General features: G+C 48.0%; 18 protein-coding genes and 1 rRNA gene. 8 read left to right on the top strand and 11 right to left on the bottom strand.

Annotation, left to right across the window (positions count from 1 at the left end):
- The 4 genes from rrf to EH243_RS13510 form a co-directional block, all read left to right on the top strand.
- Nucleotides 1-98 (top strand): 5S ribosomal RNA (gene rrf, locus EH243_RS13525); the annotation flags it as partial.
- 490 nt (nt 99-588) lie between these two features.
- Nucleotides 589-2,760, top strand: coding sequence for an esterase-like activity of phytase family protein (locus EH243_RS13520; RefSeq protein WP_126159201.1), 2,172 nt, complete (start codon nt 589-591; stop codon nt 2,758-2,760).
- Between the two features lie 213 nt (nt 2,761-2,973).
- Nucleotides 2,974-3,636 (top strand): YccT family protein, encoded by a 663-nt coding sequence (locus EH243_RS13515; protein WP_126159200.1) that lies wholly within the window; start codon nt 2,974-2,976, stop codon nt 3,634-3,636.
- 90 nt (nt 3,637-3,726) lie between these two features.
- Nucleotides 3,727-4,674: a porin gene (locus tag EH243_RS13510; RefSeq protein ID WP_126159199.1), complete on the top strand. Its 948-nt coding sequence runs from the start codon at nt 3,727-3,729 to the stop codon at nt 4,672-4,674.
- A 378-nt stretch (nt 4,675-5,052) separates the two neighbouring features.
- Here the strand turns inward: EH243_RS13510 and mnmH are convergent, their stop codons facing one another.
- The 8 genes from mnmH to EH243_RS18805 all read right to left on the bottom strand — a co-directional run bounded on the left by mnmH (nt 5,053) and on the right by EH243_RS18805 (nt 13,574).
- On the bottom strand, nt 5,053-6,150 hold the full coding sequence (mnmH, locus tag EH243_RS13505) for a tRNA 2-selenouridine(34) synthase MnmH (protein WP_126159198.1): 1,098 nt from the start codon (nt 6,148-6,150) through the stop codon (nt 5,053-5,055).
- Nucleotides 6,151-6,165: 15 nt separating this feature from the next.
- Nucleotides 6,166-6,771, bottom strand: a complete 606-nt coding sequence (locus tag EH243_RS13500) for a DUF2238 domain-containing protein (protein ID WP_126159197.1) — start codon at nt 6,769-6,771, stop codon at nt 6,166-6,168.
- A gap of 87 nt (nt 6,772-6,858) precedes the next feature.
- Nucleotides 6,859-7,701 (bottom strand): metallophosphoesterase family protein, encoded by an 843-nt coding sequence (locus EH243_RS13495; protein ID WP_126159196.1) that lies wholly within the window; start codon nt 7,699-7,701, stop codon nt 6,859-6,861.
- Nucleotides 7,698-9,083, bottom strand: a complete 1,386-nt coding sequence (locus EH243_RS13490; protein ID WP_126159195.1) for an SLC5/6 family protein — start codon at nt 9,081-9,083, stop codon at nt 7,698-7,700. The genes EH243_RS13495 and EH243_RS13490 overlap by 4 nt, the downstream gene beginning before the upstream one ends.
- Before the next feature lie 300 nt (nt 9,084-9,383).
- Nucleotides 9,384-9,872 carry a universal stress protein gene (locus EH243_RS13485; RefSeq protein ID WP_126159194.1) on the bottom strand — a complete coding sequence of 163 codons (489 nt, stop codon included), beginning with the start codon at nt 9,870-9,872 and terminating at the stop codon, nt 9,384-9,386.
- An 18-nt stretch (nt 9,873-9,890) separates the two neighbouring features.
- Entirely contained in the window at nt 9,891-12,767 is a 2,877-nt protein-coding gene (locus EH243_RS13480; protein WP_126159193.1) for an FAD-binding and (Fe-S)-binding domain-containing protein, read from the bottom strand.
- Nucleotides 12,768-12,947: 180 nt separating this feature from the next.
- The gene (locus EH243_RS18810; RefSeq protein ID WP_338142349.1) at nt 12,948-13,172 is read right to left on the bottom strand and encodes a hypothetical protein; all 225 of its coding nucleotides are present in this window, start codon (nt 13,170-13,172) and stop codon (nt 12,948-12,950) included.
- Nucleotides 13,173-13,181: 9 nt separating this feature from the next.
- The gene (locus EH243_RS18805) at nt 13,182-13,574 is read right to left on the bottom strand and encodes a hypothetical protein (RefSeq protein ID WP_338142348.1); all 393 of its coding nucleotides are present in this window, start codon (nt 13,572-13,574) and stop codon (nt 13,182-13,184) included.
- A gap of 469 nt (nt 13,575-14,043) precedes the next feature.
- On the opposite strand from EH243_RS18805, the gene pdhR reads away from it, so the two are divergent.
- The 3 genes from pdhR (at nt 14,044) to aceF (ending at nt 19,812) form a co-directional block, all read left to right on the top strand.
- Entirely contained in the window at nt 14,044-14,808 is a 765-nt protein-coding gene (gene pdhR, locus EH243_RS13470; protein WP_126159192.1) for a pyruvate dehydrogenase complex transcriptional repressor PdhR, read from the top strand.
- Nucleotides 14,809-15,117: 309 nt separating this feature from the next.
- Nucleotides 15,118-17,826 (top strand): pyruvate dehydrogenase (acetyl-transferring), homodimeric type, encoded by a 2,709-nt coding sequence (gene aceE / locus EH243_RS13465; protein WP_241235088.1) that lies wholly within the window; start codon nt 15,118-15,120, stop codon nt 17,824-17,826.
- A 33-nt stretch (nt 17,827-17,859) separates the two neighbouring features.
- Nucleotides 17,860-19,812 carry a pyruvate dehydrogenase complex dihydrolipoyllysine-residue acetyltransferase gene (aceF, locus tag EH243_RS13460; protein ID WP_126159190.1) on the top strand — a complete coding sequence of 651 codons (1,953 nt, stop codon included), beginning with the start codon at nt 17,860-17,862 and terminating at the stop codon, nt 19,810-19,812.
- A gap of 698 nt (nt 19,813-20,510) precedes the next feature.
- On the opposite strand, the gene EH243_RS13455 is transcribed toward aceF, so the two are convergent.
- From EH243_RS13455 to EH243_RS13445, 3 genes are all read right to left on the bottom strand, one after another.
- A complete protein-coding gene (locus EH243_RS13455) occupies nt 20,511-21,518 on the bottom strand; it encodes an NAD-dependent epimerase (RefSeq protein WP_126159189.1) in 1,008 nt (335 codons plus the stop codon).
- A gap of 469 nt (nt 21,519-21,987) precedes the next feature.
- Nucleotides 21,988-23,325, bottom strand: a complete 1,338-nt coding sequence (locus EH243_RS13450; RefSeq protein WP_126159188.1) for a UDP-glucose dehydrogenase family protein — start codon at nt 23,323-23,325, stop codon at nt 21,988-21,990.
- A gap of 105 nt (nt 23,326-23,430) precedes the next feature.
- Nucleotides 23,431-23,634, bottom strand: coding sequence for a hypothetical protein (locus EH243_RS13445; RefSeq protein ID WP_126159187.1), 204 nt, complete (start codon nt 23,632-23,634; stop codon nt 23,431-23,433).
- Nucleotides 23,635-23,816: 182 nt separating this feature from the next.
- On the opposite strand from EH243_RS13445, the gene EH243_RS13440 reads away from it, so the two are divergent.
- Nucleotides 23,817-25,172, top strand: a complete 1,356-nt coding sequence (locus EH243_RS13440; RefSeq protein WP_206441626.1) for an MBL fold metallo-hydrolase — start codon at nt 23,817-23,819, stop codon at nt 25,170-25,172.
- The last annotated feature ends 487 nt before the right edge of the window (nt 25,173-25,659 follow it).

Here is a 25,659-nt window from a genome sequence, read left to right as displayed (position 1 = left end):
ATGGAACCACCCGATCCCTTACCGAACTCGGAAGTGAAACGTCTTAGCGCCAATGGTAGTGTGGGGATTCCCCATGCGAGAGTAGGTCATCGCCAAGCTTCAAATAAGAGACAGCCCCGATCATTAGCTTGATCGGGGCTTTTTCGTTTTTGGCGTTTGGGTTTTAGATTCGCGAGTTAAAATACACAGCCTGCACTGTGGGAGCCGCCTCTGGCGGCGATCTGAGCTGGGCGAGCAGTTGGATCTCGGGTCGGCATGGGATTAATCGTCTTGGTGCGGTTCGTTCCTCACCTCACCCTGCGCGCTGAGGCTTATCGCCCCTAGAAGGGGCTCCTACCGGGTGAGATTGGTCATTCTGTTGTGGAAGTTGCCTCTGGCGGTGATGGATGTGGGGAGCATGGTTTTTAAATCGCCTTGGATCGATGGTGCGGTTCGCAAAGCTCACCTCACCCTACGCTCACCCTACGCGCTGTTCCTCATCGGAAGAAATTCTAGCCTTGGACTTTTATTCGTCATCGCATCGTCACCTTTCTGTCATTTATCCGCTATACCATCCTCGGGTCGTAAAATTAATCTCGGAGACCTGTTATGCCTGTCAGCTGCTTCAAAAAGTCACTTTTGGTTTTGTCTATTGCCGCATCAGCTACGGTAGTTCAAGCGAATTCTTTTAACCGTATTGCTAGCTTTGGTGCCATTCATAATTTGCCAGAAGGGACTGAGCTGAATCAGGAAACCTCTCCTGAGATTATTGCTGCCAGTGAAGATGGTAATACCTTAGTTTATTCTGACAGCCCTTTTGAAGCATTGGGCTTTGTCGATATCACGAATCCTCATAAACCTGTGGCAGGCGGTATTGTTAAACTGGATGGGGAACCAACTTCGGTGGCTATTGGCGCAGCAACCGTGTTTGCTGGGGTTAATACCTCCGAGAGCTATACCAAACCCTCGGGTTATTTGATGGCGTTGGATTTACAAACTCGTAAAGAGTTAGCGCGTTGTGACCTAGGTGGACAGCCTGATTCAGTGGCAGTATCTAAAGATGGCCGTTATGTGGCTGTAGCCATCGAGAATGAACGGGATGAAGACCTCAATGGTGGTGAGCTGCCACAGTTTCCAGCGGGTTGGGTGACAATCATACCGGTAAAAGATGGCCAGCCTCAGTGTGGTCAGTTGATGAAAGTTGATATGACCGGTCTAGCGGAGATTGGTGCGATCGATCCTGAGCCCGAGTTTGTTGACTTCAATAGCCGTAATGAGATTGTCGTTACTCTTCAAGAAAATAATCATTTAGCGATTATCGATGCGGCCAGTGGCAAGGTGTTGAACCATTTCTCTGCCGGCAGTGTAGAGCTACAAGGTATCGATATTAAGAAAGATAAGAAGTTAGATTTCAGCGGTAGCCAAACGCGCTTGCGGGAACCTGATTCCGTTAAATGGATTGATGATAATCGCTTTGTGATTGCCAATGAAGGCGATATGAATGGTGGTGCTCGAGGTTTTACCATTTTCCATAAAGATGGTCGGGTATTGTTTGAGTCCGGTACGTCCTTCGAACAGGAAGTTATTTTAGCGGGTCACTACCCTGAGAAACGTTCGGGTAAAAAAGGGAGTGAGCCGGAAGGTGTAGCGGTGGGGCAGTTTAATGGCCAAACCTACATCTTTATTCTTTCTGAGCGGGGCTCTGCCATCGGAGTTTATCGAGATACGGGTAAAGATCCAGAGTTCGTCCAGTTGTTGCCTTCAGGTATCGCGCCTGAGTCTGCCGTGGTGATTCCACAACGTAACCTGCTGGTGAGCGCCAACGAGAAAGATCTGATCGAAGATAAAGGCCCGCGTGCACATGTGATGTTGTACAACTTTTCGGATACCCCTGCCGTTTATCCACAGATAATGTCGTCACGGACGAATGATGGTACACCGATTGGTTGGGGGGCACTGTCCGGTCTAACAGCGGACCCTACTAAGCCGGGTATGCTCTATGCGGTGAACGATAGCTTCTATGCTAATCAACCGACTATTTTCAGTATCGATGCCAATCAGACACCTGCCAAAATCACGTCGGCGATGCCGGTTTTACGTGAGGGTAAAGCGGCCATGAAACTGGATTTAGAAGGTATCACTGTTGATGGAAAAGGGGGCTTCTGGCTCGCATCAGAAGGTAAAACCTCAAAAGATATCCCGCATGCTATTCATCACGTCAATAATAATGGAGAGATTGATCGTACCATTGATTTCCCTAAAACGTTATTGGCCCATGAGCTCAAGTTTGGTGCTGAAGGTATTACGTTGATAGGCGATACGCTGTGGGTGGCGATTCAAAAACCGTGGAAGGATGACCCCCAAGATCAGACGAAGTTATTAGCCTATAACCTAGTAACAAACATCTGGGGGGCTGTTAGGTATCCGCTTGAACATGCTGATTCAGGTTGGGTCGGTCTATCAGAGATCGTGAGTCATGGTGATCAGGTGTACATCATTGAGCGGGATAATCAGCTGGGTGAGTCCGCGGTTGTTAAACGTCTCTATAGTGTCTCTATCGATCAATTAAAACCTGCGGCGATTGGTTCGGCTTTGCCGGTGGTTAAGAAAGTGCTAGTGCATGATTTCTTACCTGATTTGAAGTCTCTGAACGGTTATGTTCAGGATAAGGTCGAGGGTTTCACCATTGATGCTGCAGGCAATGGCTATACCGTTACAGATAATGATGGTGTTGATGATAGCTCCGGAGAAACACTGTTTTTCTCTATCGGTAAAATGTAAGTATAAAAAGTAACAGCTAAGAGGGCGATCTTTGATCGCCCTTTTTTTATGTCTGTAATTATTTTTTTTGATTATTAATATTTTGGTTGTGATGAATAGGTTGTTTTTATTAACTGTATTTTGTTTTTAATAAAGTAGTAACTGTACCGTCATAAATGATCGCTATTATCGCTGCCAATGAATTTAATGCAATAAGTTAATAAGGCATTCGTTATGCGATTTGGTTCAAATATATTTTCTTTAATTGTTTTTTTGTTTTCGTCTTCAGCGATGGCAGAGGTAAAGTTTTCTGTTGGTTCTGACATTATGCTGATCGCCGTTAATGGCTCTGAAATTGTAAATGATTCCTTTTTTGAGAACACAGATACAATGATACTACCAAATGGTAAAAATCAGATTCTTGTTCAGTATTCTACCGAAGTGAAAGCATCCGGTGGTTCAGAAATTGAAACGACTGATGCTCATGTGATTGTTTTTAATGCCGAAGATACAGCTGTCCACTTGTCTGCTCCTGAAATTAAGAAGCTATCTCAGTTCCGTGAGTTCAACCTAGGTGGTGCTTGGTTACTGAGTGATAACGCAGGTACGAAAATACAATACTTGTCACAACCTCTTATTAAAGAGGGCTTTCAGATCAATCGTAATTATGAGCAAGAACTCAGAACATTAAATGAATCAGATACGCCAGTATCAATGAAGAAGAGTATGACGTTGGTAGGGTTCTCTTCTACAGCAGAGCCTAATACGCCAATGTTAAAACAGAATGCTAATGAAGTAGATTCAATTAATTTGCCTGAAACATTACTTCGATACTGGTATTTAAATGCTGATCTAGAAACTCGTGCGAAATTCAAAGTATGGCTTGATGGTAAGTGATTTATTTGAATTGGTCTTAAGTGTTTGATGATTTTAATTATATTTTTTTATTTTAATTAATGTTTTACCTTTGATAACTTGGAGATATAAATGAAAAAGCTGATCTTGGTTGCTGCAATCGCTGCGACATCTGCCGGTGCTGTAAATGCTGCAACAATCTATGAAGGCAAAGGCCTGACTTATAAACTTAAAGGTGACCTTCAGGTTCAGCTGCGTGATAACGCGTCTCAAACTAAAGATGCTGAAATTGAGTTTGATGACCTAGAGTTAAAGAACTCTGTTATATACGACCTTGGCAGTGGCATGAAAGCTTTCGGCCAGTTAGATTTCGGTTTTAAGAATGCTGCTGAAGACAAGTCTGATTATAACGGTAGTCAGCTGGAAGAAGCATACATCGGTATCGATTTTGGGGGTTTTGCTGTTGCCGCCGGTAAGCAGAACTACGCGACCGATGAGTTTGGTGTAGAAGGTGCTTATGAACATTATGAAGCGGAAGATGCATTCGACGAAATTGCGACCGACGGCGATGACGTTATCCGTTTTGATGCTTCAACAGATAACTTTACGCTGGTTGCATCGACCGAGTTGAAAGCTGAGGGTGAAGGTTCTGAAAATGGTTCTTCTTATGATCTGTTTGTGGCAACTGAGCTCGGTGGTGTTGAACTGGCGGCGGCTTATCAGACCTATAAAAAGACCCCTTCTTCTGATTCCTTGGACTCTTGGGGTCTGAGTGCGGCAGTTGATCTGGGTAGCGTTGAGCTAGGTGCCGATTACAGTACGACCGATACCGGTACTGAAGATCTGGATATCTACAACCTGATGGCTAAGTTTGAGGCGACGGACACTACCAGTGTTGGTGTTGGTGTAACTCAACAGGAACTCGATTCATCCACGGACGTCACTCAGGTATATGCCAACGTGACCTATAAATTCCCGACTCAGAAAAATGTCAGCCTTTTTGCTGAAGTCTCTGATATAGATGAAGATGGCAAAGACCTTGATCTGGACATGTTGATGGGTATGCGTATTAAGTTCTAATGTAAAAAGTACAAAAATAGGGTCTGTCCTTAGTTCACCCCTTCGAGCTTTGGATAGATTTTTGAGGCCGGTCTAAACACCGGTCTTTTTTCGTTTAGCAGAAAGTTGGTGTTCTTATATTAAGGGTTGCTTCTATATTGTGATGAACCGTCACATATTCGCGGCAGGATGCCGCTCCTACCTGTGGTTTATACTTGGTGCTAGATACATTCTGGGTGCCAATCATAAGTTTTCGCGACAGTATCCACTTCACAAGCTCTTATCCCATGGAGTAGCGAGCGACGCCTCGTCGCGATAAAACTTCAAGGTGGCACCGGCCCAAAAATAGGTCAGCTGAGCCCTTGGTGCAAGCTGCGACGCTAGGTATGTGCTTTAAGCCTACTTAGAAGATTGATGCAGTAAGTAATCATGGCATTCCTGCCAGTTACCTCGATAGACAATTCGATCGGCTTTTAGGCTTAACTGATACTCATACATGGGATCGTAATACCACTCGAGTAGAGGGGTCAGCCAGTTGAGGTGGGCATCAAATCCCGCACCCGCTTGGTGCTGCTTAATCGCGTTTTGCATCGTTTGCCGAAGCACTTGCCAGCGTTCATTACCCAGCCGTTTACGGATTTTATCCAGCCCCGAGAGTAGATACTCTTCGCAGAGGATGTGTCCCTGTTCCTCGCCATGCACGCGGGTATAGTCATCGACCATGTTGATCACATATTCTTGTAGAAGCCGTTGCAGTCGAATCTCAAAGGGGTCTTCAATCACCGCAACCGGAGAGGTCAGCATCTTTTGATAGAGTGGTTTAGGTAGGTCAACGCTACCGATATTCCTTCCTTCATCTTCAAATACAAGCTGTGAGCAACCCGCGTGTTGATTTTTGAGTATCTGAATCGCAGTGGTGTTCTCAAAGTTTATCTGGGTACTTTGGGGGTTAACAAAGCTACCAAAGCTGGAACCACGATGATGCGCTGCGCCTTCAAGGTCCACCGCGTTGGCGAGGGTGTTGACCATCAGAGTTTTGGCCGAGCCCGTTTTACCACCGACGATATAGAAGGGTAGTTGCTTGGACACGTCACTCAACACCTCTAGTAGGGTATGACGTAGGGCTTTGTAACCGCCTAGGATCAGTGGATAGTTCACACCGGCCTCTTTAAGCCATTGCTGTGTAGTATGAGAGCGAAGCCCGCCGCGAAAACAGTAGATATACCCTTCGGGATTATTGCGACAAAAAGATAGCCAGCGTTCCATGCGGGCTGCCTTTATCTCACCACAGACCAGTTCGTGCCCTAGTTTGATAGCCGCTTGCTGACCTTTCTGCTTATAGCAGGTGCCAACTTTGGCCCGCTCGTCATCGGTCATCAGCGGTAGGCTGATAGTGTTAGGAAAAGCCCCCTGAGCGAACTCAATCGGCGCCCGTAGATCGATCATCGGGGTGTCATTTAGAAACAGCTGGCGGTAATTATCGGTATCTTCGCGCATTATCGTTATCTGATGTTATAAGGTTTGGATGTGCATCTGATGTAGCTGACGGTCATGCCAACGACTCAAGCACAGTAGTGCGGCACAGGCGCCGATGAGGGCGAGTAACATATCGGACTGAGTATCCCAGATGTAACCCTGAGTACCGAGAAAAGCCTCGGCGGATTCCCCCGTCAATACCGCTACGCCCCACTCAATAAGTTCGTATAACGCGCTGAATGCAAGGCAAAAGCAGACCGTTAAAAAATGTAGCCAGCGTCGACCATTAATCGCTTGCGCACGTAGTAACACTTCACGGCCAATGATCGCCGGTACAAATCCTTGGGCTAGGTGGCCTATTTTGTCATAGTTATTACGTTGCCAGCCGAAAATCTCAGATATTTGATCAAACAGGGGGACTTCGGCATAGGTATAGTGACCACCGACCATCAGAATGATGCTGTGGATCAGAATTAACGCATAGAGCAAAGGCGTCAGCGGATGAGTTTTTAAGGTTATCGCTAAGACGACGACACCGATCAATGCCGGTGCCACCTCAAGAAACCAGGTGAACTGATCCTGTGGGTGAATCGCCGACCACAGGAGCGTGGCCATAAAAATGATAATCCAGAGTATTCGCATCGGTGCAGTATAAGCGATTTAAGAAACCTTAAATAGCGTCGCACATCTGTTGAGGCTGAGGCTTGTTGCGGGAAGAGCAGGCCTGAGTTAAGCGAGGGGAATAATAATCTCCGGTAATGACAACATGCGGCCGGTCAGTGTTTTTTCCTGTGTCGGTAAAACATCTAGGCTGGGCCATAATCCCGTAGCCACTGCTTGCTTATAACCGTTATTCAGGCCAGCAGCGGTCATCTGTTCCACTGTTGTTGAATAGTCATAGGTTAAACGCTGCCAACGACAGACCAGTTGATCATCCTCTGGCGTGATCAGCATATACCAGGTTTGCGCTGTGCCATCATTCGCGGGCATACCGATAACGCCGGCGTTTAGCCAGTAGCCGTTAGCTATGTGTTGCCCAAAGGGGATGCCGCTGTGTCCCGAAATAATGATGTCACTATTCGATTGGGCTAGCTGTTGTTGCTTCTCAACCTCTGAATCTGAGGCGAAGAGAAATTGATTATTAGTGTCTAGGCCACCATGAATCACGGTGAAACGCTGTTTGCCATAGGTAAAACAGCTTTGCTCTGGAAGCTGCCGCATCCAAGCTTTATTAGCGTCACTGACCCTAGGCAGGGTAAAGTTATACCACTGGGCAGAGAGGAGATCACAGGAGCTACCTTCGGTAAAACCACAGCCACAATCCTTAGCACCTTGGCCGACAGATTCTTCACAGTTACCGGCGATAATATGGATGCCCCACTCTCGGAGTAGATTCACCGTCTCATCGGGCTGGGCACAATAGGCCACTAGGTCGCCGGTGCAGATGATATTACTCGGCGTTATCCCTTGTTGTTCGGCAACCTGCTGGATAGCTTGGGTAGCCTGTAGATTGCTATAAGGGCCGCCAAATATTAATAGAGGGGCGGTTTCATCCGGTTTGAAGGTGGTCATATGGCTGTTTCCCGTAATGCCGGCTGATGTTTTTGGCTGAGCATACCTACCCAGAAGAGTAAGCAACCGCTCAACAGCACAGAGATCGAGATCCCCAGCAGTTTGGTGTATTTATGACTCTCACCGAGAAACTGGGTATGTCCTGCGGATTCGGTAAAGTAGAGGGCGGCACCTGCTAGTGAGATGAAAAAACAGCTCAGATAGCTCCACAGAGGAATATCCGTGCGCCGTCCCCAGAGAGAGAAGAAAACTACCGGTGCGAGATACATGGATGCCGTACCGCTCACGGCCACCGCACTGAATAGATCTTGATTGCCGGAAAACACCAACAGTAAGCCGAGCAGCACAAAGACCGCCATGGTGATACGGCCGTTTACGACGGAAGGTTCTATCCAGCGCATATCAACGGCGACCAGTTTGGAGGCGCTAGAGAGGGTGCTGTCCAGTGTCGACATCGCGGAGATAACCAGGGTGATGTTAAACAGCAGCATCGGGGTTTCACCAAGAATACGCATCAAGGTAGCATTCATCACTTCGCCATCGATTGCATTAGCGCCCGCGATAATACCGAAGCTACCGAAGAGCATGATGCAGACAAAGCTAATCCAAGCGGCATGATAGAAGCTTTTACGGGTAGTTTCGCGGTCGGCGATAAATCCTCGATCCATCATCACCGGGTCATGCATCGGATAGCTCCAGATCTGTAACAGAGCCACTAAGATCAAGATAGGACCGGGATCATTGATAGCGAAGCTTTTAAACATGATCGCGGCACTGGTGAGCTGGCCGGTGGCTAACACTAAAACGGTGAGTGCGCCGAGTAACAGCAAAAAGAGTAGCATCTGAAATAGATCGGTACGCAGTGAGGCATGCAGGCCGCCGAGCATGGAGTACACCAAGGTGACCACGGCAAACAGCGCCACTGCGGTGGTATAGGCGGTGCCGCCGGCGACCCCAAATAAGATACCGATCACGAGAATATTGGCAAACACTTCGCTGACTAAGCGGACACCGATGACAAAGTTATAACAGCGGGTGCCCCAGCGGCCGAAGCGGTCGATGAGAAAGGCCTGAATACTGTCAAAACCATGTTGAAAACGTACCGAATCAATAATCTTCGCGCCGGTGAGGAATGACAGGTAATAAGCCGCATAGGCTAAGGTGCCCCAAACGCCGTAGTAAAATCCCAAAATCGCCGCGTTTAACAATGAACGCGCAAAGATCCAGGTGGTGACCTGTGAAAATGTCAGCAGTAATAGACCGGGCGCTTTGCCCTCTGGAGATAGCCCTTTAAAAAACGCGCCGCTATCTTTCGCTTTGGGGCTGATAAACACTGAGAATATAGCGACGGTCGCGACCGCGATAATGAGTGTTATTTCCATGGGCTATCCTGATTGAATGCAAAATCTGAGGAGCTATTATTACTGGCTAAACTGAAATAACGATGAAAATAGCCGTTTTTCTGCTGTCCAGAATAGACAAAAGCCTGCACGGGGCAGACTTTTAGAGAGGGCGGTAAATCTATATGAGCGCTTATGTAAATGCACCTATGTAAATGCATTTATGTTAAGCACTTATGTTAAGCGCTTAGGGTAACCATTTATCTTAATATGTATAGCTCACAGCGCTTGTCTCACTCGCCTATATTAAGGTGATTGGGACAAAGCGCTTAGATTAGCCTATTAGATATATTTTTTGCCGGTAGGTACCGCAACAACAGGCACTTTGGCGCCTTTAATCACCTGACGGGTGGTCTGGCTGTGATGACCAAAGGTGTTTTCAGACCCCATGATAATCATATCGGCTTTGCAGCTCGCGGCGGTTTTTAGGATAGAGTCGGTGTAGTTGCCTTCAACAATCATATGCTCAATATCGAGATCCACGACCTTATCGAGGGAACCAAGCTCCTCTTCACAGAACTTCTCAATCCGTGATTTCATCTGTTTCATGACTTCGTCGATACCTTCGTCATGCATCTTTTTGACGGTCTCTTCCGGCAGATAGTTTTGAATCAGTGCGTGACCCAACTCACCGATCGGCTCAATGACATGCAGCATGATAATGCGGGCATTCAGGTTCTGTGCAAGGTTGAGTGCCTGCCTAAAGACCGGGCGAGTGTGTTTGCCCAGTGATGTGGTGTACAAAATCGTTTTAATTTCAGGGAGTGCCATGCTCAATATCCTCGTTAGTTACTGATTCGCAGTGTTGTGCTGAATCAGTCTGTTTTCTGGCGTCGTGTTCTGTTCGCTTAGTTTTGGCTGGCTGACACGATCCAGAAGATAAATAATAGATTTATAATCAATGCCGCTATGGTGCGACAGTCCTATTTCACAGGTGCGACTGGTGGAATAACCTGTTGAGCATCCCTCGACATCGGCTTTGAGTGTGCGTAGTGCCGACTCATTAAGTTCGGGGGTGGAAAAACCCTTATCACCGGCAAAACCGCAGCAGGTAATCTGTTCTGGAATCACCACGTCGGTGACGCATCGTTCAACAATCGTTTGTAATTTATCGGTGACGCCCATACGGGTGCTACTACAGGTGATATGCAGTGCCACCGTCTCTTCGGCAGGCGTAATCACGAGTCGATCCAGTAAAAACTCATGGATAAACTCTACACTGTCGAACAGGTTAATACGTTGATCTACGTTACCCTTTAGTCTAAGACTGCAGGGGCTGGTATCAGAAAGCACCGGATACTCGCCGTTATTACTCGCTTTCAACAGCATATTGCTGGTTTCTGTTGCTTTATAATCGGCCGCATCAAACATCCCCTTCGATTGGAAAGGCATGCCGCAGCAGAGCTGGTCGAGGTTATCGGGGTAGATAATCTGAAATCCCGCTTTACGTAGCAGGTTTTCGGTTTTTTCAGCTAGGGGTGTTTGTTCCTCATCTCCCCGTGCGGGTCCCATGGATCGGCTAGCACAGCTAGGCAGATAGACCACTTTCGGCGCATCGGGGTTCATCACCGAAGGAGAGACAATCTTTGCTGCCGCTTTAGGCATTGAGGGTGTCCACTGCTGCACCCGTCCACCCGAGAGCTTGCGGCTCGTTTTCGTCAGTGCGCCCATCACCTTGGTGCCGAAAACGGCGTGAGCGAGGTCTGCACCTTTAAAAGCGACCCGACTGGCATTCATCACCCCACCGTAATGTTCCGCCAGCCATTGCGCCAGTTTTGCATGGCGCTGATTATTGCGGCTGCGTAGTAATCGCGTTAGGTCACCGGTGTTGATCTCTACTGGACAGGTAGTAGAGCATAACCCGCAGGCGGCGCAGGTATCTATCCCCTGATAAAGGTACTCTTTACGCAGTTCTTTCAGTCGTTCGGGATCTTCTTGGCTGGCTTCAAGACGAGCAATCTCCCGCCAGATAACGATTCGTTGGCGGGGGCTTAAGGTGAGATCACGCGAAGGACAGGTTGATTCACAAAAGCCGCACTCGATACATTTATCGACCAGCGCTTCGGCTGCCGGTAGCGGTTTTAGGTTTTCAAGATGCACCTGAGGATTACGGTTCAGCAATACGCCGGGGTTGAGGATATTGTTGGGGTCGAACAGCTCTTTAATCTCCCACATCAGATTGTAGGCCTCTGCGCCCCACTCTTTTTCGACGTAGGGGGCCATATTCCGGCCGGTACCGTGTTCTGCTTTGAGGGAGCCGTCATACTTATCCACCACCAGTGTAGCGACATCGTCCATCAAGCCTTCATAGCGCTTAAGTTCGGCTGGGTTATCAAAGGATTGGGTAAAGAGGAAGTGTAGATTGCCTTCGAGCGCATGACCGAAAATCAGGGCTTCGTGATATTCCCATTTAATAAAGATCTCATGCAGATCATGTACGGCTTCTGCTAACTGGGGTACGGGGAAGGCCACGTCTTCAATAATCACCGTGGTGCCGGTTTTACGAACGGCGCCGACCGCGGGGAACAACCCTTTACGAATAGCCCAGTACTGTGAATATTCCGCAGGATCGGTAGTGAACTTCACCGGCTGAACGGTTTCAAGGGCCGCGATAGAAGCGGTGATGCTGTCCACCTGTTGCTGTAGATGTTCTTTGCAGCTAGAGCGAGTTTCGACCAGCAGAGCTGCTACATCATTAGGTAGGGTTTTAATAAACTCAGGCATCCCTGGTTTATTTTCAATCGAGCGTAAGCTGGCACGGTCGATCATCTCCACCGCTGATACCGGTGTCTGTTTCAGCAGGGCTACCGCTTCGCAGGTGGTGCGGACCGTGGGGAAAAAAATCAATGCCGAGGCTTTATTAGGATGTTCATCCACGGTGTTGTAGGTGATCTCGCTGATGAAGCCCAAGGTGCCTTCCGAGCCGATCATCAGATGCTGCATGATATCGATCGGATCTTGATAGTCCACGAGAGCGTTTAGCGCGTAACCGGTGGTATTTTTCAGACGGTATTTGTGTTCAATACGTTGCCGCAGAGGCTCGTTGCACTGAGTCTGCTGTGCTAAAGAGGCCAGTGCGTCAAGCAAACCTTTATGCGTTTGCTTAAAGTGGCGGATAGACTCGGCGTTACCGGTGTCTAGCTTGGTGCCATCGGCCAGTACCAGCTTCATTCGATTCAGGGTGCGATAACTGTTTTGAGCGGTGCCACAACACATACCGCTGGCGTTATTCGCCGCGATCCCACCAATCATGGCGCTGTTGATCGAGGCGGGGTCAGGCCCGATCTTTTTGTTAAAGGGGGCGAGATGTTTATTCGCATGACCGCCAATCACACCCGGTTGCAAGGAGATTTGGCTGGCATCTTCATTGATCGAGATCGCTTTCCAACCATCTCTGAGTTGAATCAAGACCGAGTCAGTAATCGCCTGTCCCGATAAGCTGGTGCCCGCGGCACGAAAGGTCACCGGGATTTTATGTCGGTTGGCCAACTTAACAATACGGGCAACATCCGCTTCCGATTCCGGCCGTACCACCAGTTGTGGAATAAGACGGTAAAAACTGGCATCCGTACCATAGGCCAACGTACGTAACGGGTCAGATATGATTTGACTGTCGGTAAGAAATGCCAATAGCTGTTGCTTGAATTGCTGATATGCCTGTTTCATCGAAATACCTTTTTTGACAGAGTTCTCTCGGAATTAGCCCAGTTACAAATCAATATGGATTATAGGGTTCAATTCGTTTTTATATGTTCAGCCTAACCTTCCGGGTGATCGACAGTCCGTTGGGTAGGTCGGAAATCATAAACGAAGGAGCAGTAGCCCCTCCGTCATTTTAAGCCAAACTTATTTGTTGGTTGCACACGGAAGGAAAGCGTTAGATTCCCTAAGGTCATAACCTTTACGGAAAGTACTCAGGTCACCCCAAACTTTCTTGAAGAAAGGATCTGCAACGGTCTTCTCTGCAACCACTTCGTCCCACTTTTCTTCAAAGGCGGTCAGCATGGTGTCATTCCAATAACGGATATGCACGCCATGTTCTTTGGCATTGGCCATAACATCAAACTGCATCGCTTCACCTTAGGCGACTGCATTGGTTACAGACGCTTTACAGGTGTTATCCACAATCGCCTGTTGCGACTTACTCATGCCCTTCCAAGTATCTTTGTTGATCAGCAGCTCAAAGATAGTGGCCTGCTGATGCCAGCAAGGGAAGTAGTTGTATTTAGCGATCTTATACAGGCCTAGACGTTGATCGATAGCGGGTTGAGAGAATTCAGTCGCATCAATCGCGCCGACCAGCTTACCGGGCTCATAGATTTTCAGCTTAATGGAGCCTTCACTCATAATCGGTAGCTGTTCGGAGACCCATTTAATCGGTGTGCCGAGTGCCGGCAGATGAGAGCCGAAAGCGATCGGTGTTTTCAGCAGTACTCTATCAACGGCTTGAAGGGTAACGGTTGTGGCAGTCATCGCTGTTGTCATCACGCAGCAGAGACTAGGGTCTTGGCGAATGTATTCATACTCCTCCCCCAGGATATTTGTTGTTTTTATGAGTCTTTTAAATCAGTCGTTGCAAGACAAAGAACAGGCCATTCTGAGCTTTTGAAAATGTTCTTGAATAATTGGTCTTACCAATTTACCATGCAATGAGTCGCTACCATAGAATTTAGACCACACAGTTGTCAATGTTTTTATCCATCTGTGCGTGAGTCCGTTTTCGCGATTGTGAAGTAATAGGCAGTGATTTTTTAATCAAATCAATAAGAAGCGATAAGCTTGAAGATAGACATACGACAAATGTCGTACAGCCGCAGACAACGGTTGTGTTAAAACAGTAGTAGAGCCTCTGTAGACCGCCTGTTAGCAACGGTTTACATTAATAGGGCAGGTTAAAGATTGATGGCCGGCATGGAATAAAACGAGTAATAGGTGGCGAGGGATGGTGTATCAGCGAGTTAAGCAGCCGAAAATATCCGATGTGATCATGGCGCAGCTTGAAGATATGGTGTTGGAAGGGACGCTAAAGCCCGGACAAAAGTTACCGGCAGAGCGTGAATTAGCGAAACAGTTTGAGGTTTCTCGGCCATCCTTACGTGAGGCGATACAGAAATTGGCCGCCAAAGGTGTACTGGTGAGTCGGCAAGGTGGAGGCACCTATGTATCCGAAGAGTTGGGTCGGGCCTTCTCTGATCCCTTATTAGAACTGTTTCAAACCCACCCCGAGGCGCAGTATGATCTTTTAGAGTTTCGTCATGCGTTGGAAGGGGTGTCTGCATACTATGCGGCGTTACGCAGTACCCCCGCGGATAAAGAACATATTCGTGCGCGTTATGATGCGCTACAGATGTTTCATGACCGAAAAGAGTTTGATAAAGAAGTGTATGCGGATGTCGATTTCCACTTGGCCATCGCAGAATCGACCCATAATATGGTGTTGTTGCATATGATGCGCGCCCTGTTTAGTTTGTTACGCCAACATATTTGGGAAAACCTCAAAGACGTCTACCCTAAAAGCGAGATGCGGAGCAAAATACATGAGCAACATACCTTATTGCTCGATGCGATTGTTGCCGGCGAGCCAGAGAACGCTCGTAAGGCAGCTCATGATCATTTAGCCTATGTAGAAGAGGCTTTGTTGGAGCAGGGCAAAGAGAATACTCGGATCAAACGAGCACTGCGTCGGACGGATGTCACGGCGTTGTAATTGGGCTTCTGTATAAAAACTACAATGCTTGCCGGTTGTGCCGCAGAAGTAGACTTTAAACCTGTAATTTTGTAGTATTACTACATAATTACAACGACAATAAAAAAGTGGCAGGCTTGCTGCAGTGCAGCATGACGCCTGTTTTGGCTCTATTAAGGCATTCACAGAAGTGTTGGTTGAAAGGACAAATGAGCAGAGCAAAGTGCTAAAATCCATTAAATCATTGGGTTCAGCATAATTCGGTTGTTTTTTGCCTGCTTTTTTACTGATAACTTCTATTCTTAACAGAGTTTATTGACCGCCAGAGTGATGCAATCCTCTGGTTTTGAGTGCAAGTCAAGAATAGTGGAGAAAGGCAAAGTGCAAGAATATACCGACGATATTGATCCAATTGAAACCAGTGAATGGGTAGAGGCACTAGAATCCGTTGCTAAGAATGAAGGCAGCGAACGTGCCCATTACATCCTGCAAAAGCTGGGTGAAAAAGCGTCTGACCTAGGCGTAAACTCAAATGCATCCCTGACGACCCCTTATCGAAACACGATCGCATCGAAAGATGAAGTCCGCATGCCGGGCGACCTGTTTATGGAACGCCGTATCCGTTCTTTTATCCGTTGGAACGCGATGGCAATGGTCATGCGCGCCAATGACAACGCCGACGGTCTTGGCGGTCATATCTCTAGTTTCTCCTCTTCTGCAACTTTATACGATATCGGTTTTAACTACTTTTTCCATGGCTCTGAAGGCGATCGTGAAGGCGATCTGGTGTTCTTCCAGGGGCATATCTCTCCCGGTATCTATTCTCGCGCCTATCTTGAAGGCCGTCTAACCGAAGAGCAGATGGATAGCTTCCGTCGTGAAGTCGATGGCGGTGGTTTACCCTCTTATCCACACCCTTGGCTGATGCCTGATTTTTGGCAGTTCCCAACGGTTTCTATGGGTCTTGGCCCGTTGCAAGCGATTTACCAAGCGCACGTGATGCGTTACCTGTCATCTCGTTCAATGATCGATCGTGGCGAGCGTAAAGTTTGGGCGTTCCTCGGTGATGGTGAGTGTGATGAGCCGGAATCCTTAGGTGCTATCTCGCTAGCAGGCCGTGAACATCTCGAAAACCTCGTCTTCGTGGTTAACTGTAACCTGCAGCGTCTAGACGGACCAGTACGGGGTAACGGTAAAATTGTTCAGGAACTCGAAGGTGTGTTCCGTGGCGCAGGCTGGAACGTCATCAAGTGTTTGTGGGGCCGTCACTGGGATCCACTGTTTGAAAACGACACTAAAGGTTTGTTGCAGAAACGCATGGACGAAGTCTGTGACGGTGAGCTGCAAAACTACAAGGCTAACGGTGGCGCTTACACCCGTGAGCATTTCTTTGGCAAGTATCCAGAACTGCTGGAGATGGTTAAAGATCTCTCCGACGACGATATCATGAACCTCAACCGTGGCGGCCACGACCCTTACAAAGTGTATGCGGCTTACCATGAGGCGATGAACCATAAAGGTCAGCCAACGGTTATTCTGGCGCAAACCGTTAAAGGTTACGGTACCGGTAAATCAGGTACGGCTAAAAACGATACCCACTCACTGAAAAAAGTGGCGATGGAAGATCTGAAAGACTTCCGTAATCACCACAATATTCCGCTGACCGATGATCAGCTGAAAGAAGTACCTTACTACCGTCCATCGCCCGATTCTGCAGAGATGAAGTACATGATGGATCGACGTAACCGTTTAGGCGGTGTCTATCCGACTCGACGTAGTGACTTCGATGCCTTAGAAATTCCACCACTAGAAACCTTCGCGGCGCAGCTAAAAGATAGCGGCAAGCGCGAAATGTCGACTCAGATGGTGCTTAACCGTGTGATGAGCACATTGGTTAAAGATAAAAACATTGGTGATCGTGTTGTACCGATCGTGCCGGATGAAGCCCGTACCTTTGGTATGGAAGGTATGTTCCGTCAACTCGGTATATACACCTCTGCCGGTCAGAACTATGTACCCCATGACTCCGATCAGATCATGTTCTACAAAGAGTCTAAAACCGGTCAGATTCTAGAAGAAGGGATTAACGAAGCAGGGGCGATGTCTGCGTGGATGGCCTGTGCCACTTCATACAGTAATAACAACTGCACCTTGGTGCCTTTCTATATCTATTACTCTATGTTTGGTTTCCAACGGGTGATGGATTTGGCTTGGGCTGCCGGTGATATGCAGGCGCGTGGTTTCCTTATCGGCGCAACCTCTGGTCGTACCACCCTTAACGGTGAAGGACTGCAGCATCAGGATGGCCATTCTCACCTGATGGCGCAGATGATTCCGAACTGTGTCTCTTATGATCCGACCTTTGGTTATGAACTGACCGTTATTGTTCAGGATGGCCTGAAACGGATGTTCCAGGACAAAGAGAACAAGTTCTACTACATCACCACCATGAACGAAAACTATGCCCACAAAGCGATGCCGGTTGGCGCTGAGGAAGGTATTGTTAAAGGGATGTACCTTCTGCAAGAAGGTAAAGATGCCGAGAAGAAAGTTCAGCTAATGGGTTGCGGTACGATCCTGCGTGAAGTGATCGCAGCTGCCGACATTCTGCGTGAGGATTATGGTATCGAAGCCGATATCTGGAGCACTACCTCAATCAATGAGCTGCGCCGTGATGCGCAGGGTGTTGCCCGTTGGAACATGCTGCATCCTGAAGAGGAACTGCGTACCTCCTATCTGCAAGATTGTCTGAAAGATCGTCAGGGTCCTGTGATCGCCTCGACTGACTACATGCGTAACTATGCTGATCAGCTGCGTGAATATATCCCAGGCACTTATAAAGTGTTGGGTACCGATGGTTTCGGTCGCTCTGATACACGTGCTAAGTTGCGTGATTTCTTTGAAGTTAGCCGTTACTACGTAACTGTTGCTGCTCTATCTGCCTTGGCGGAAGAGGGGCAGGTTGAGCGTTCTGTGGTCGCTAAGGCAATGAAGAAGTTTGGTATTAATCCGGAAAAACCAGCTCCTTGGACTGTGTAACCCGACGCTAAACTTTTAAGAGAGGATAATGACGTGAGTACTGTAAACATTACGGTTCCTGATATTGGTGGCGCAACAGACGTCGATATTGTTGAAGTTTGTGTCGCCGTGGGTGACACAGTGGTTGAAGGCGATTCTCTGATCGTGCTGGAAACCGATAAGGCCTCTATGGAGGTCCCCTCTACCCATGCGGGTACAGTGAAAGAGATTTTGGTCGAAGTCGACAGCACCTGTAACGAAGGTCAGCCGATTGTCGTATTAGAAACTGGGCTGGTGGTTGAAGAGGTGGCGCCAGTGGTCACGGCAGCTCCGGCTACACCTGCTCCGGCAGCAGAAGCGGCACCTGCACCGAGTGCAGCGCCAGCGGCGGCCAGTGCGGTAGAGAAAATACTCGTACCCGACCTCAGTGGCGCGACGGATGTCGATGTCGTTGAGGTGTTGGTTAAAGTAGGGGATACCGTTGCTGAAGGGGATTCTCTAATCGCCCTCGAAACCGATAAAGCTTCCATGGAAGTGCCTGCTGAACAGGCGGGTGTGATCGTTTCGATCAATATTAATGAGGGTGATACCGTTAATGAAGGTGATCATCTGGGAGATATTCAGGTTGCGGGTGCTGCGGCACCGGCTGCTGTTGAGGCGCCTGCCGCTGAAGCAGCCGCACCTGTGGCTGCAGCGCCAACCGCTGCACCGGTCGCGGGTGGTGTTGAAGATATTCTGATCCCTGATCTCAGTGGTGCAACCGATGTTGATGTGGTTGAAGTGCTAGTGAAGGATGGCGATACCGTTGCTGAAGGCGATTCAGTGCTGGTATTGGAAACCGATAAGGCCTCTATGGAAGTACCTGCACCGAAAGCCGGTGTCGTGAAATCCATGAAGATCAAAGACGGTGATCAGGTCAACGAAGGTCAACTGTTGATGCAACTGGAAGTGGAAGGGTCTGCACCTGCAGCGGCACCCGTTGCTCCTGCACCAACGACTGCAGCCCCAGCGCCAGTCGCTGCTGCGCCAGCTAAAGCAGCAACGCCTGCGGCACCGGTTGCGCAGATTGATCGTGCAGCCCTAGAGCAGAAAAATAAACAGGTTCATGCAGGCCCCGCCGTACGTGCGATCGCCCGTGAATTTGGTGTTGATCTGTCCTTGGTGAGCGGTACTGGCCCACGGACACGTATCCTGAAAGAAGACGTTCAGGCATATGTTAAAGGTGCGCTGAAGCAATTGGCTGAGAAGCCTAAGGCGGCAGTCACCGGTTCAGGTATTCCGGCCATTCCAGAAGTCGATTTCAGCCAGTTCGGTGAAATCGAAATGGTGAAAATGTCCAAGATCCATAAGCTGACCGCTGCCAACATGTCACGCTGCTGGTTGAACATTCCCCATGTAACTCAGTTTGATAAAGCCGATATCACCGACCTCGAACTGTTCCGTGCCGAGATGAAAGAGGAAGCGGCGCGTAATGGCGTTAAACTGACACCATTACCCTTTATGCTGAAAGCGATTGCGATCGCTCTTAAAGCCCATCCGAAATTTAATGCTTCGCTGCATGCAGATGGTGAACACATCGTCTACAAAAAGTATGTCAATATCGGTATGGCGGTTGATACACCAAATGGCCTGATGGTCCCAGTGATCAAAGATGCAGACAAAATGAGCATCTATGAACTGTCCCTGGCGGCGGTAGAACTGGCGGGTAAAGCGAAAGGTCGTAAGCTGAAACCAGCAGAGATGCAGGGCGCTTGTTTCACGATCTCAAGCTTAGGTGGTATTGGCGGTACAGGCTTTACGCCGGTAGTTAATGCCCCTGAAGTAGCTATTTTAGGTGTGTCTAAAGCGGATATCGAACCACGCTGGAACGGTAAAGAGTTCGAACCACGTAAGATGTTGCCTCTGTGCTTGTCTTACGATCATCGTGCGATTAACGGCAGTGATGCGGGACGATTCTTGACCTACCTGAATCAGTTGTTAAGCGATGTACGTCGCATGGTGATGTAATTAAAGACTTCATCTTTAATGGCGTCACATCCGGTAGCCTTTGTTATTGATACAAAGGCTGTCGATTCGGGGTTAATCCCCGAGCTTGATACAGTTGTTCACTAACGGCTGTATCAACTTATCTTCTAGATTTCCATGGATATTCTTGTACCCATGACTCAAGCCTCTTTTCATTATTGAAAAGAGGCTTTTTTTTGTTTGAATTACGGTTTATCAGAATGAATATGTGGGAGCAGCCTTTTGTGTGGGAGCTGCCTCTGGCGGCGATAGCTGTTCGCACCTCCGGTTCGGTTATAACTCGTAGCGTGCCGGTGAGCTTTACGAACCGCACTGATGATGGGTGATGGTTATTGATCTAAGGCTGTTCCCACTGGTGCGGTTCGTACCTCACCGCCACCCTACGGGAAACAGATGGGGTGTGTGGATTTTGTGGGAGCTGCCTCTGGCGGCGATATATGCCCGTACCTCACCGATACAACCACTCGTAGCGTGCTGGTGAGCTTTGCGAACCGCACCGATGATAAATAATGGATTTGATATAAGCTTGTTCCCACAGGTGCGGTTCGTACCTCACCGCCACCCTACGCCAAATCGATGGAATGTGTGGATTTTGTGGGAGCCGCCTCTGGCGGCGATAGATGTTGGGGTGTGTTGGTTCGGTTTTACCTACCGTCACCCATCAAATGATGAAAAGGCTTTTAAGCGTTGTAATACTCTTTATACCAATCAACAAACTTTTGCATACCCTCTTCAATGGTGGTGCTCGGCTTGAAGCCGGTCGCTTGTTGCAGGCTATCAATATCCGCGTATGTCGCAGGAACATCCCCAGGTTGCATCGGTAAATATTCTTTAATGGCTTTTTTACCCGCCGCTGATTCAATCGCCTCAATAAAACGACTTAACTCAATGGGTTCATTATTACCGATATTGTATAACCGATAAGGCGCGCTACTACTATCCGGACTGGTTCTTGGATTGTTATCATCCACTTGCGGGATAACATCTTGAATACGGATAACGCCTTCCACAATATCATCGATATAGGTGAAATCACGCAGCATCTTACCGTGGTTAAACACTTTAATGGGGCGGTCTTCTAGAATAGCGCTGGTAAATAGGAAGGGTGCCATATCAGGACGACCCCAAGGGCCATAGACGGTAAAGAAGCGCAAACCGGTGGTTGGAATTCCGTACAGGTGTGAATAACTATGCGCCATCAACTCATTGGATTTCTTAGTGGCGGCATAGAGTGAGACGGGATGATTTACCCCATCTTCGGTCGAAAAGGGCATCTTGGTGTTCATGCCATACACCGATGAGGATGAGGCATAGACTAAATGTTTAATATTGTTCTGTCGGCAGCCTTCCAAGATAGTCATCATGCCGGTCAGGTTGGAATCAACATAGGCAAATGGGTTTTCTAAGGAGTAACGTACCCCTGCCTGGGCGGCTAAATGTATCACGCGATCAAAGCCACTCTCGGCAAAGAGTTGTGCCATGCCTTCACGATCGGCGAGATCCAATTTTTTAAAGGTAAACTGAGGGTATTGCTCAAGCCGTGCTAAACGAGCATCTTTCAGCGCGGGGTCATAATAATCATTCAGGTTATCCAAGCCAATGACCTTATGCCCAGCTTGGCACAAACGCTCTGACACAAAGTTGCCGATAAAACCGGCAGCACCGGTGACGAGATAGGTTAACTGCATTGTCTTTATCCTGAATAATATTTAAAAAGCTGTTGATGACCCGCACCAATACAACATCAATCAATTTCGTAGGGTGCCGGTGAGGAACGAACCGCACCAACGAAGGCGGTCTTATATCCAAAATCGTTACTCATCACCGGTGCGGTTCGTAAAACTCACCGGCACCCTACGTGTGGTAACGAACCATAACAATGAACATCAGCATCCATGAAATGCGTAGGGTGCCGGTGAGGAACGAACCGCACCAATGGAAACGGTCTTATATTTAAAATCGTTACTCATCATCGGTGCGGTTCGTAAAACTCACCAGCACCCTACGGGTGGTAACGAACTATAACGATGTACATCAACATCCATGAAATCAGTAGGGTGTCGGTGAGGAACGAACCGCACCAACGGAGGCGTCTTATATTCAAAACCGTTAGTCATCACCGGTGTGGTTCGCAAAGCTCACCAGCACCCTACACCATTACAACTTAATCGATAAACCTCTGCCAATGGCGTAATAACTAAAACCACGATCAGCCATTCGTTGTGGATCATAAAGGTTACGGCCATCAAAGATAACCGGCTCTGCCAGCTGCTGCTTGATCATATCGAAATCCGGTGCGCGGAAGCTTTGCCATTCGGTACAGATCACTAACATATCAGCGCCATTGAGCGCGGCTTCTTTAGTGCCCATCAGATTTAGATCGGGACGAGATCCGTAGATGCGTTGTGTTTCTTCCATCGCTTCTGGATCAAAGGCCTGCACTTTGGCGCCGGCAGCCCATAACAGTTCCATCAATACACGACTAGAGGATTCTCGCATATCATCGGTTTTGGGTTTAAAAGACAAGCCCCAAAGCGCGACAGTCTTACCCGCAACATCGCCATTAAAATGACGATTGATCAGTTCGAATAATTTAGTTTTCTGTTTGGCATTAACCGCTTCAACAGCTTTCAGAATTTGTGAATCATAACCGATCTGTTCTGAGGTTTTGACCAAGGCTTGCACATCTTTAGGGAAGCATGAACCGCCGTATCCACAGCCAGGATAGATAAAGTGATAACCGATACGTTCATCCGAACCGATACCGTTACGGACGTTTTCGATATCAGCCCCAACCATCTCAGCTATATTCGCCATCTCGTTCATGAAGCTGATTTTTGTGGCCAACATGCAGTTTGCGGCATATTTTGTCAGCTCTGCACTACGGACATCCATAAAAATAATGCGGTCATGGTTACGGTTGAAAGGGGCATACAACTCGGTCATCACATCTTTAACGTGATCGTTTTCGGTGCCGATAACAATCCGGTCTGGGCGCATACAGTCACTGACCGCAGCCCCTTCTTTAAGAAATTCAGGGTTTGAGACGATATGAAACTCGAGAGTTGATTCCCGCTCGGCCAATACAGCAGCAACGGTAGCTTCAACCTTATCTCCGGTACCGACGGGGACGGTTGATTTATCAATAATAATTTTCGGCGCTTGCATATAGGTCGCAATCGTCTTAGCCACCGCTTGGACATACTGCAGATCAGCAGAACCATCTTCATCCGGTGGCGTACCTACGGCAATAAACTGAATCTCACCGAACTCAACCGCAGCTTTTGCATCGGTGGTAAACAGCAAACGGCCCGCTTCATAGTTAGATTGTACCAGGGGTGTGAGGCCGGGTTCGTAGATGGGAATGAGGCCATTTTTTAGGTTTTCAACCTTTTGGGCATCGACATCAACACAACAAACATCGTGGCCAACTTCAGCCAATACCGCTGCCTGTACGAGCCCCACATAACCTATGCCAAATACTGTGACTTTCATTCGCTGATTTTCCTTCTGCAGCACTTAAAATTGTCAACATTATATCAGCCGGAATAACGCATGTGCGAAATAAATAGAAGGGAGTTCGCCCTGATATTCTATCAACTATTTCCGTAGGGTACCGATGAGGAACGAACCGTACCAATAAGACCCAACATCTATCGCAGCCAGAGGCAGCTCCCACGTATTGTAGGGTACCGGTGAGGAACGAACCGTACCAGTACGACCAATATCTATCGCAGCCAGAGGTAGCTCCCACATTTTGTAGGGTACCGGTGAGGAACGAACCGTACCAATACGACTCAACATCTATCGCAGCCAGAGGCTGCTCCCACAGATATAAACCAATCTCCCGTTGGGTTCCTGTGAGGAACAAACCACACCAATGCAGCTATAATCCTAATAAATCACCACGATGCTTGGCTTCCAAAAGATCTTCACATTGAATCATGGGCAACCAATCAAGCATCAATTTGAACATGGAGGTTTTAATGATTGAGATAAAACATCACGGTGCAGTCAACGGGGTAACGGGTTCATGCCATGAGTTGGTTTTAGATAACAAGACCAGTGTATTGATTGATTGCGGCATGTTTCAAGGGGCAGAAAGTAGTGGCTCAGAATCCGATACATTACAGCTAGACTTTCCTATCGATACCGTTAAAGGGCTGTTTGTCACCCACTGTCATATCGATCATGTGGGATGTATCCCAGCGCTTATTGCCGCAGGGTTTAACGGGCCGATTATTGCTTCAAAAGCCACCGCGCAATTACTGCCGCTGGTGCTTGAAGATGCACTAAAAATCGGTGTTACCCGTGACGAGGAGTTGATCAATCAATTTTTACGGCTAATCGAAAGTCGGTTGCAGCCGGTAGAATATAAACAGTGGCAGGCAGTGGATTCTATCGAAGGGTTAACCTTTAGGTATCAACCGGCGGGTCATATTTTAGGCTCGGCTTATATCGAATTTAAATATGATAACGAAATCATCGTGTTTTCGGGTGATCTCGGTGCCCCCTATGCGCCGTTATTGCCCGCCCCTAAATCCCCTTGGCGGGCAGATCGACTAGTGATTGAAAGCACTTATGGTGATAAACGGCATGAAAACCGACACAACCGTCGTCAGCATCTAGAGGCGATCGTCAGACACTGTTTACAAGATGCCGGTACGGTATTAATCCCAGCGTTTAGTATTGGCCGAACCCAAGAACTGCTGTATGAATTAGAAGATATTATCCACAGGGACAAAGGTACCGCTTGGGAGAATATCGACGTGATTGTGGATTCGCCACTGGCCGCAAAATTTACTGAGCATTACCGTGATTTAAATGCACTTTGGGATGCAGAAGCGAAAGCGCGTAAAAGCAAAGGGCGACACCCGCTGGCGTTCGACCAGCTCATCACCATTGATTCACATAAGGATCATGTGAAATTGGTTAACTATCTAAAACATAGCGGCAAGCCTGCCATTGTGATTGCTGCTAGTGGTATGTGCGCTGGTGGACGAATAGTGAACTACCTTAAAGCGTTGCTGGGAGATAAACGTACCGATGTGGTGTTTGTGGGTTATCAGGCCCAGGGTACGCCAGGGTGGGATATTCAGCGTTATGGCCCCAAGGGAGGCTATGTTTATCTGGATGATGAAAGAATCGATATCAAAGCAGGGGTCTATACGCTCAGTGGTTATTCCGCCCATGCAGATCAAAAAGACCTAGTCAATTTTGTTAAACGCATGAGACATAAACCTAAAGAGATCCGCATTGTGCATGGTGACAAAGAAGCGAAACAGGTATTAAAAACAAAATTAGGTGAGGTCTGCCCAACAGCTAAGGTTATTATTCCATAGGAGTTGCAACTGAGTGGTTTAGTCATACTGTGGGAGCGGCCTCTGGCAGCGATAACATTTGACTCTATTGGTAAGGTAACCTGCGGGGTATAAACCAATGTAGGAGCCGCGCCCCCGCGGCGATGAATGCTTGGTCATCTGCGGATGGTGGAATTGGCGGGCAGGCGCTTATCACAGCTCTCAATCAAAATTCATCGCCCCTAGAAGGGGCTCCCACAAGGCTATAGCTTGTTGTTTTTGTGGTAGGAGCTGCCTCTGGCAGAGATAATTCTCAATCAAAATTCATCGCCTCTAGAAGAGGCTCCCACAAGGCTATGGCTTGTTGTTTTTATGGTAGGAGCTGCCTCTGGCAGCGATAACATTTGACTCTATTGGTAAGGTATAAGCCAATGTAGGAGCCGCGCCCCCGCGGCGATGAATGCTTGGTCATCTGCAGATGGTGTCATCGGCACGAAGAGGCGCTTCACACCATAGTCGGTTCATTCTT

Source organism: Amphritea opalescens, from assembly GCF_003957515.1.
Taxonomy (GTDB): domain Bacteria; phylum Pseudomonadota; class Gammaproteobacteria; order Pseudomonadales; family Balneatricaceae; genus Amphritea; species Amphritea opalescens.
This window is presented reverse-complemented; position numbering and strand designations above follow the sequence as displayed.

Excerpts from the sequence above, each read along its gene's own strand:
- EH243_RS13520 (WP_126159201.1), top strand. The coding sequence starts at position 589 with ATGCCTGTCAGCTGCTTCAAAAAGTCACTTTTGGTTTTGTCTATTGCC.
- EH243_RS13515 (WP_126159200.1), top strand. The coding sequence starts at position 2,974 with ATGCGATTTGGTTCAAATATATTTTCTTTAATTGTTTTTTTGTTTTCG.
- EH243_RS13510 (WP_126159199.1), top strand. The coding sequence starts at position 3,727 with ATGAAAAAGCTGATCTTGGTTGCTGCAATCGCTGCGACATCTGCCGGT.
- mnmH (WP_126159198.1), bottom strand. The coding sequence starts at position 6,150 with ATGCGCGAAGATACCGATAATTACCGCCAGCTGTTTCTAAATGACACC.
- EH243_RS13500 (WP_126159197.1), bottom strand. The coding sequence starts at position 6,771 with ATGCGAATACTCTGGATTATCATTTTTATGGCCACGCTCCTGTGGTCG.
- EH243_RS13495 (WP_126159196.1), bottom strand. The coding sequence starts at position 7,701 with ATGACCACCTTCAAACCGGATGAAACCGCCCCTCTATTAATATTTGGC.
- EH243_RS13490 (WP_126159195.1), bottom strand. The coding sequence starts at position 9,083 with ATGGAAATAACACTCATTATCGCGGTCGCGACCGTCGCTATATTCTCA.
- EH243_RS13485 (WP_126159194.1), bottom strand. The coding sequence starts at position 9,872 with ATGGCACTCCCTGAAATTAAAACGATTTTGTACACCACATCACTGGGC.
- EH243_RS13480 (WP_126159193.1), bottom strand. The coding sequence starts at position 12,767 with ATGAAACAGGCATATCAGCAATTCAAGCAACAGCTATTGGCATTTCTT.
- EH243_RS18810 (WP_338142349.1), bottom strand. The coding sequence starts at position 13,172 with ATGCAGTTTGATGTTATGGCCAATGCCAAAGAACATGGCGTGCATATC.
- EH243_RS18805 (WP_338142348.1), bottom strand. The coding sequence starts at position 13,574 with ATGACTGCCACAACCGTTACCCTTCAAGCCGTTGATAGAGTACTGCTG.
- pdhR (WP_126159192.1), top strand. The coding sequence starts at position 14,044 with ATGGTGTATCAGCGAGTTAAGCAGCCGAAAATATCCGATGTGATCATG.
- aceE (WP_241235088.1), top strand. The coding sequence starts at position 15,118 with ATGCAATCCTCTGGTTTTGAGTGCAAGTCAAGAATAGTGGAGAAAGGC.
- EH243_RS13455 (WP_126159189.1), bottom strand. The coding sequence starts at position 21,518 with ATGCAGTTAACCTATCTCGTCACCGGTGCTGCCGGTTTTATCGGCAAC.
- EH243_RS13450 (WP_126159188.1), bottom strand. The coding sequence starts at position 23,325 with ATGAAAGTCACAGTATTTGGCATAGGTTATGTGGGGCTCGTACAGGCA.
- EH243_RS13445 (WP_126159187.1), bottom strand. The coding sequence starts at position 23,634 with ATGTTGAGTCGTATTGGTACGGTTCGTTCCTCACCGGTACCCTACAAA.
- EH243_RS13440 (WP_206441626.1), top strand. The coding sequence starts at position 23,817 with ATGATTGAGATAAAACATCACGGTGCAGTCAACGGGGTAACGGGTTCA.